We start from the raw sequence: 6368 nt of genomic DNA, 5'->3' as shown, positions 1-6368 counted from the left end.
CTCCTGAGATCCAGGGGATACGCTGTTATTGGGGGCACAAATAACAGGAACGGAGCAAATCCCCGGGCTTTATGTACAATTATTTAAATTGGATTGTTGGAAATTTGGACAAATAATTAATTGAGAAAATTTAGATGGGATGGTGCGGAATGTGAGAATGTAAGTAAAGCGATATATGCTTCATGAACATCAATTTCAGATTCATCCCCATGACCTGATTCATCTCTCCAATAATTAATTAAATCAGTATATTTTGCATATCTATCTTGTATATATTGATCAGCCTGACCAAATAAAGACTTTTCTAACCTACTTCTACCGCTACCTGTTCTATAGGTATTGAGTACTTGGGCTTTATCAAATTTTATAAACGCTGCAGATAGCAGAATGGATTCCGTAGCAGCTCCACACATTACACAACATGCTAAATAATTTCCTGAAAAGTAGCAGCTCACAGCTTCTTTAGTTCTTTTAAAATAATCTTTACCAAATAGTGGCTGAAATTGACTAAAGCTTTCTTCTAATCTTCCTTTTTCCATGGACAAAAGGTTACTTTGATGTGATTTAAGCCATTGTTTACCATATTCAGTTATTGTAAAACCTTCATCTAAATTTCTTACTTGCGAAATAGTAAAGTGTCCTCCATGCCTACATCCTGGTCTTAATATTCTTCTTCTTGACAACTCAAAAAGTACTTCTGAAAAGAGATTTGTTAGGTTTGACTTAGTTTGAATAAGTGCTAGGCGCTCCTGATGATCTCTGTATCCTGTTGGGTCATCAGGATTTGCTATTCTCATCTCAAGCATAAATGTATTAACGCATGAATCTAAAGCAACGTCATAGCTTGCCCAATTCAAACAGGTTGAATGAAGAGCGTTATTCTTTAATCCTTCTTGTAATTTGCCAATTATATGTTCTTTACAATCATCAATAGTGAATTCCATATTTCACCTCGGATTAGTTTAATTTAACTATATCTGACTTATTTCTTGTTCTCATTTATCTTTATGAAGTATTTTTTAGGCTTAACACTGGATACAACGAAAGGATTATTCCTAACGCCATGAATAAAATGGATATCCTACCAATTAACCACAATCGTTTGTCCGCATTCTCAAAATTAGGATTTGGGGAACATGCTCCTTTAGTTTGTAAGTCACAATAGGTTCTTTTCATCTCTGTACTAAGATATCTAAAATCATAAAATAATATATAAAAGTTTAAAGCTAATGCTATTACAAAACTTATTAATCCCCATTTGAATGGATAAAAAGAGTAGCTGCAAATTTTAACAATGTAAGTGAAGAGTTTAGTTGATTCACTGGAAAGCAAAGTCACATTTAATAAAATGCCGCCTGAATTTATTAAGGTAGTAATTGTTACTAATCTTTGAAAAGATGCCAGATACAGGTCTTTAATATTTTCATATTGCCAAATTATGATATCTTCTTGATTCATTATTAATTCCCTTTGCGATGAGTAATTAGACTACCTTCAAGTACTTATATAATGTTGGTTTTGATATACTTAATAATTCACAGATTTTTTGAATGCTATGTTGCTTTCCTTCATAAAGCTGGGTAGCTAATTTGGCTTTATCCGCAGATAGCTTTTTCGGTCTTCCACCATTTCTACCTCTAGCTCTTGCAGCCTGAAGCCCAGCATGAGTTCGCTCGCGTATAAGATTACGCTCAAACTCTGCTAATGCTCCAAATATATGGAAGATTAATTTTCCTGAACTAGACGAAGTATCAATTGATTCATGAAGACTTCGTAAGCCAATTTTCTTTGAGTCAAGCAGGGCGACCATCTCAATTAGATCCTTCAGCGATCTACTTAATCGATCTAAACGCCATACGACAAAGACATCTCCTTCTCGAGCAAATTCTAATGCAGCTTCTAACCCAGGACGTTGGATTTTGCTTCCAGTAATTTGATCGTCAAAGATTCGTTCGCAACCTGAATTTTTTAAGGCATCATGTTGTAAGTTTAAATTTTGATCATCTGTAGAGACTCGGGCATATCCTATTAGCATAATATGATCTTTGGGTTAAATATCTCGATAAAATACATAATAAGTTAACATAGATTATTTTACCATATTAATTTACTTGTTTTAGCCTTAAATATTACAAATTTTCTAACTATCTTAGAAAAGTAAAATAAACCCCCGTTTTATTTGCCAATCAATTGGTGAATAAGTTTGTCATATACAAAATTATTATAATACTGTATAATTATTCTATTCAAGTATAAAAATGTATAATAAAATGAATCTAATTGAAATTTGGCATTATCACAGACCTGCACTTGCTAAGATATATTTAGACACATTGAATGCAGGGTTAGTTACTTCCACTACTATTTTTGCTCCACGTAGAGCAGGGAAAACATCATTCCTTTTGAAAGATTTAACCCCGGCAGCTGAAAATTCGGGTTATACAGTAGCTTACGTTGATCTTTGGCAAACCAAATTATCGCCAGGAGTTTCTATTGTACGAGCTTTAGAGCGAGCATTGGAACCGAAAAATGCGGTCCAAAGTTTAGTTGCAAAACTACATACACCAATAAAAAAAATTAAAGCAAAGGCCGAACTGGCGGGAGCAAAACTTGAAGGCGAAGTTGAGCTCGGGGTTCATTCTAAGAAAGCCCAGACAGAAATCGCTTTGCAAATAGATGTTTTGATTGATGAGTTATGCAGGAAAAAGCCTGTTTTATTGCTTATTGATGAAGCACAAGAATTAGCAAAAACCAAAGAGCATGAAGCAGTTGCAACAGCGCTGCGCACATCGATAACCAGAAATCAAAGTCATTTAAGAGTAGTATTCACGGGCTCATCACGCACACAATTAGCACATGTTTTTTCTAACTCAAATGCACCTCTTTATTCAACTGGATCAGCCATAGCAGATTTTCCAAAGTTAGATCGGGATTTTGTTGAGTATATTGCTGAGCGTTTTAAACAATCTACTGGTAGGATATTATCTATCCAGTCTGCCTGGGAAGCGTTTGTTAGTTTTCAGCAACAACCGGAACCTTTTTTGGTTGGTATAGTGGACATGGTGCTTAACCCATCTATAACATTAGAGGATGCGATGAAAACTGTAGCAGATAAGCTTGCTCATACTGAAAATCATGAGGGTGCTTGGGCTGCACTTGATGCAACGCAAAAAGCATTGGTTCGCATGATTGCCGAAGACTCTTCCTTAAAGCCTTTCAGCAGAGCGGTAGTTTTAAAACTGCGTAAAATTATCGGTGTTGAATCTTTGGAGGTTACACATGTTCAGCGTGCGATGTCTAAACTTAGCGATGTGGTTTTTAAGTCTCCACGAGATACTTATGAATTTGAGAACGAAGCTTTTGCGCAATGGGTTAGAACTCTTGCTGAGTAACTAGTTAATTGATCTGGGGAAATGATTATTTAAGTACAGCGTCAATAAAATAATCATTAGTAGACCCCCGGACGGGATTCTGGTAAAAAAGGGTCATGTGCAAATTTTAATCTTTTAATAACAGGATTAGTCTAGGATTCCTGCAAATAATAAAGATTAAAAATTGAGGATGTCTCCTTTTACCAGGCTCCAAGCCAGAAGCCGCTCTGTAGAAGTTCCGTCATTAACTTATAATTATCTCCAGTCGTTGGAGCCAGAAGTTAAGCATATGGTTTCTTATGGTTTTTCTGAATTTACTAGAAAGAAATTGAATATAGTAAATAACTTATAAAAGTAATTTAGCCTATAAAAAATATTCATTCGCTGCGCGCTATGGAAGGTCGCGTTGGTGAGTGAATTCTGGGGACTGGGATGTCCCAAATTGATATACGCGGTAGCGACACGCTTTTAAGCGTGTATTTAGTTATCACCAAATATCACGTAAAGGGTCACGGGAAATTAGCAAATCTTTGATTTTTGCCCTGAGAAATGGTCCATCAAAATCTGAGCAGACGGCACTTTTACATAATCACTAGGTTTTTCCGCATGCTTAGTATCAGATGATATTGAAATAATCAATCTGCTTCTTATGTGACTTTTAAGCTACCGCTTGATTTAATTGTTTATATTGGAAATACGTAGAAAAAAGAATATATGAAATTGCACCTAATGAAATAATTAGACTTCCATAATAGAATGGGGGTTTTCCTGAAGGAAAATGAATTACTTGATCCACATATAAAATTAATAAAAAATAGGAAAGCCAAATACAGAAAAATCCATAAGCTAAACATGTTTTTAAATCATAATAGTAACTATGAATACGACTTAGAAAGGCCAATACTAAAAACAAAGGTAATGAGATAAAATAGTAAAAAATTTGCATCCCTGAGGGTTCATAGGGAATATGAAAAATATTATTTTTCATTGTTGAGCAGGCCACTATAATGTACAAGTAAATTAGATAAAGAGCGGAACCATTTATTAATAATAAAAATAATAACCCTAAATTTTTTTTCATTTATAGCCTCGTAAATTAATATCATTCAGAGTTTATTTGATTTTATGGGGGGCTACACGCTTAGATCCCCATATTGAAATATGGCGTAAGTTGGAATTCAGGATCATGGGTAATGCGATATAAATGGCCGCAGGGATTAATATTGCAGCTACCATTTTAGCTCGATCAGTTGAAAATTGAATGGCGGTATTAATAAGAACTTTCAAAAGATAAGGATTTAGTGATATTTCTATTGAATGAACGATGGCGACAAAAGTAAGCCCAGCTAAATGCCATTTTTTATTTCTTAAATATCTCCAGACAAAGGGAAACGACTTGTCTGGTAGAGCATGAATAGATGGATTCATATGGTACTCCTACTGGCAAAGTATGGCTTGTGCGTGATTTCTTAGTTCACCATTAGGAGCAACATATCTATATAAAGTAGCTCTAGTTACTCCTAGTTCTTTACACAATTCGCTGACAACAGTATCTTTATTACTCATCGCTGCTTGAGCTAATCTAACCTGCGCCTTTGTAAGAGCAAATTTACGTCCACCTTTTTTTCCTCTGGCACGAGCAGACTCTAAACCTGCTTTGGTTCGTTCAATAATAAGGTCACGTTCAAATTCAGCCAAAACCGCAAAAAATCCAAAAATCAATTTACCGGTTGAAGTTGCTGTATCAATATCAGCTCCTTTTCCAGTTATAACTTTTAGGCCAATATTTTTGTCAGTAAGTTTTTGTACGGTATTAACAAGATGCTGCAAGCTGCGCCCTAATCGATCAAGTTTCCAAACGACAAGAACATCACTTTCACGTAATGCCTTTAGACAAGAATCAAGTCCGGGACGTTTCATATCTTTTCCCGATGCCTGGTCTTGATAAATATCTTCTTTAGAAACACCGGCCTGAATAAGTGCATCCATTTGCAAATCTAAAGATTGAGATCCATCTGATTTTGAAACTCGTGCATAGCCAACTAACATTGCTGTATCTTAAACGTTCGTTTGTGAAGCATATCTATGTCCTAGTTAAGATTGCCGATTTCATGTATCATAATCCGTCAATTTAATTATGTAAAGTATACCTAAAAGGACTTAGAATATTTTACACATGTAGAAACAATTTATGTCCTCAATTGAAAGAACAGCCTACCCTCGTTATTCTAAGCGCAGGAAAATCAAACAAAAAGAGCTCTGTCAATATACCTTGACTCACGATGAAATAGATCTTATGAAAACCGTGGCCAATAAACCGCACTCTCATTTAAATTTTTCTGTTCAACTTAAGACCTTTCAACGACTGGGCTATTTTATAAGTATCGATGAGGTTCCTGATGAAATCGTGCATCATATTAGACAGTCATTGAAATTACATCATCGATTAAAAATCGGCTATCAATCAAAAACAACTCTTTATGCACACAGAAATAAAATTCGGCAACATCTGAAGGTTAAGCGCTGGGGATCAGAAAATATTGATGGGCAACCAATGCATGTCGGCAGGAAGTTAGCAATTAAACATGCTTATGAAGCATCTCACACAATGAACAATATTCCAGATATTATTAATGCCGTTATGGAGCATCTATTACAATCAAATTTTGAGTTACCTGGATTTCATACGCTCGATCGATTGGTAAGGCATTCCAGGCATGCTGTAAATAATAAATTATTTCGCCAATCTCTTGATAAGCTGTCTGAAATCCAGATAGTTAAACTTAATGACTTATTAAAATCAGGGGATAATGGTAAACGTAAGAGTGGTTCCAACGTTAATGGGCAAATATATGCCGTTGACTACATTAACTACACTTCTTATGTTAAGTCTGATTATAACAGTAATCAGACTTAATGTTATATACCCATTCAACCTGAAGTTACTGGATTTATAGTCTGAAAATCATCATTAATGCGTCCCTGTAGCAACGGAGC

The 6368-nt window shown here is 35.2% G+C and carries 8 protein-coding genes; 2 read left to right on the top strand and 6 right to left on the bottom strand.

What is annotated here, in order from left to right; all coding sequences use genetic code 11:
* Window positions 1–116: 116 nt before the first annotated feature.
* The 3 genes from ACQY7T_RS02345 to ACQY7T_RS02335 form a co-directional block, all read right to left on the bottom strand.
* A complete protein-coding gene (locus ACQY7T_RS02345) occupies window positions 117–944 on the bottom strand; it encodes a hypothetical protein (RefSeq protein ID WP_428411111.1) in 828 nt (275 codons plus the stop codon).
* A 61-nt stretch (window positions 945–1005) separates the two neighbouring features.
* Window positions 1006–1458 (bottom strand): hypothetical protein, encoded by a 453-nt coding sequence (locus tag ACQY7T_RS02340; RefSeq protein ID WP_428411110.1) that lies wholly within the window; start codon window positions 1456–1458, stop codon window positions 1006–1008.
* A gap of 25 nt (window positions 1459–1483) precedes the next feature.
* A complete protein-coding gene (locus tag ACQY7T_RS02335; protein WP_428411109.1) occupies window positions 1484–2035 on the bottom strand; it encodes a recombinase family protein in 552 nt (183 codons plus the stop codon).
* A 235-nt stretch (window positions 2036–2270) separates the two neighbouring features.
* On the opposite strand from ACQY7T_RS02335, the gene ACQY7T_RS02330 reads away from it, so the two are divergent.
* Window positions 2271–3392 carry an ATP-binding protein gene (locus ACQY7T_RS02330; protein WP_428411108.1) on the top strand — a complete coding sequence of 374 codons (1122 nt, stop codon included), beginning with the start codon at window positions 2271–2273 and terminating at the stop codon, window positions 3390–3392.
* 637 nt (window positions 3393–4029) lie between these two features.
* Here ACQY7T_RS02330 and ACQY7T_RS02325 read toward each other — a convergent pair.
* From ACQY7T_RS02325 to ACQY7T_RS02315, 3 genes are read right to left on the bottom strand one after another with little or no spacing between them, the layout of a single operon-like run.
* Window positions 4030–4452: a hypothetical protein gene (locus ACQY7T_RS02325; RefSeq protein WP_428411107.1), complete on the bottom strand. Its 423-nt coding sequence runs from the start codon at window positions 4450–4452 to the stop codon at window positions 4030–4032.
* Between the two features lie 32 nt (window positions 4453–4484).
* Window positions 4485–4799 carry a hypothetical protein gene (locus ACQY7T_RS02320; RefSeq protein ID WP_428411106.1) on the bottom strand — a complete coding sequence of 105 codons (315 nt, stop codon included), beginning with the start codon at window positions 4797–4799 and terminating at the stop codon, window positions 4485–4487.
* 9 nt (window positions 4800–4808) lie between these two features.
* Window positions 4809–5420, bottom strand: coding sequence for a recombinase family protein (locus ACQY7T_RS02315; RefSeq protein ID WP_428411105.1), 612 nt, complete (start codon window positions 5418–5420; stop codon window positions 4809–4811).
* 142 nt (window positions 5421–5562) lie between these two features.
* Between ACQY7T_RS02315 and ACQY7T_RS02310 the strand changes: the two genes are divergently transcribed.
* A complete protein-coding gene (locus tag ACQY7T_RS02310) occupies window positions 5563–6288 on the top strand; it encodes a DUF4158 domain-containing protein (RefSeq protein ID WP_428411104.1) in 726 nt (241 codons plus the stop codon).
* The last annotated feature ends 80 nt before the right edge of the window (window positions 6289–6368 follow it).

The sequence above is a fragment of the Legionella sp. genome (assembly GCF_965140895.1).
GTDB lineage: Bacteria > Pseudomonadota > Gammaproteobacteria > Legionellales > Legionellaceae > Legionella.
Note: the sequence above shows the minus strand (reverse complement) of the source record. Positions and strands in the feature narration are given on the sequence as shown.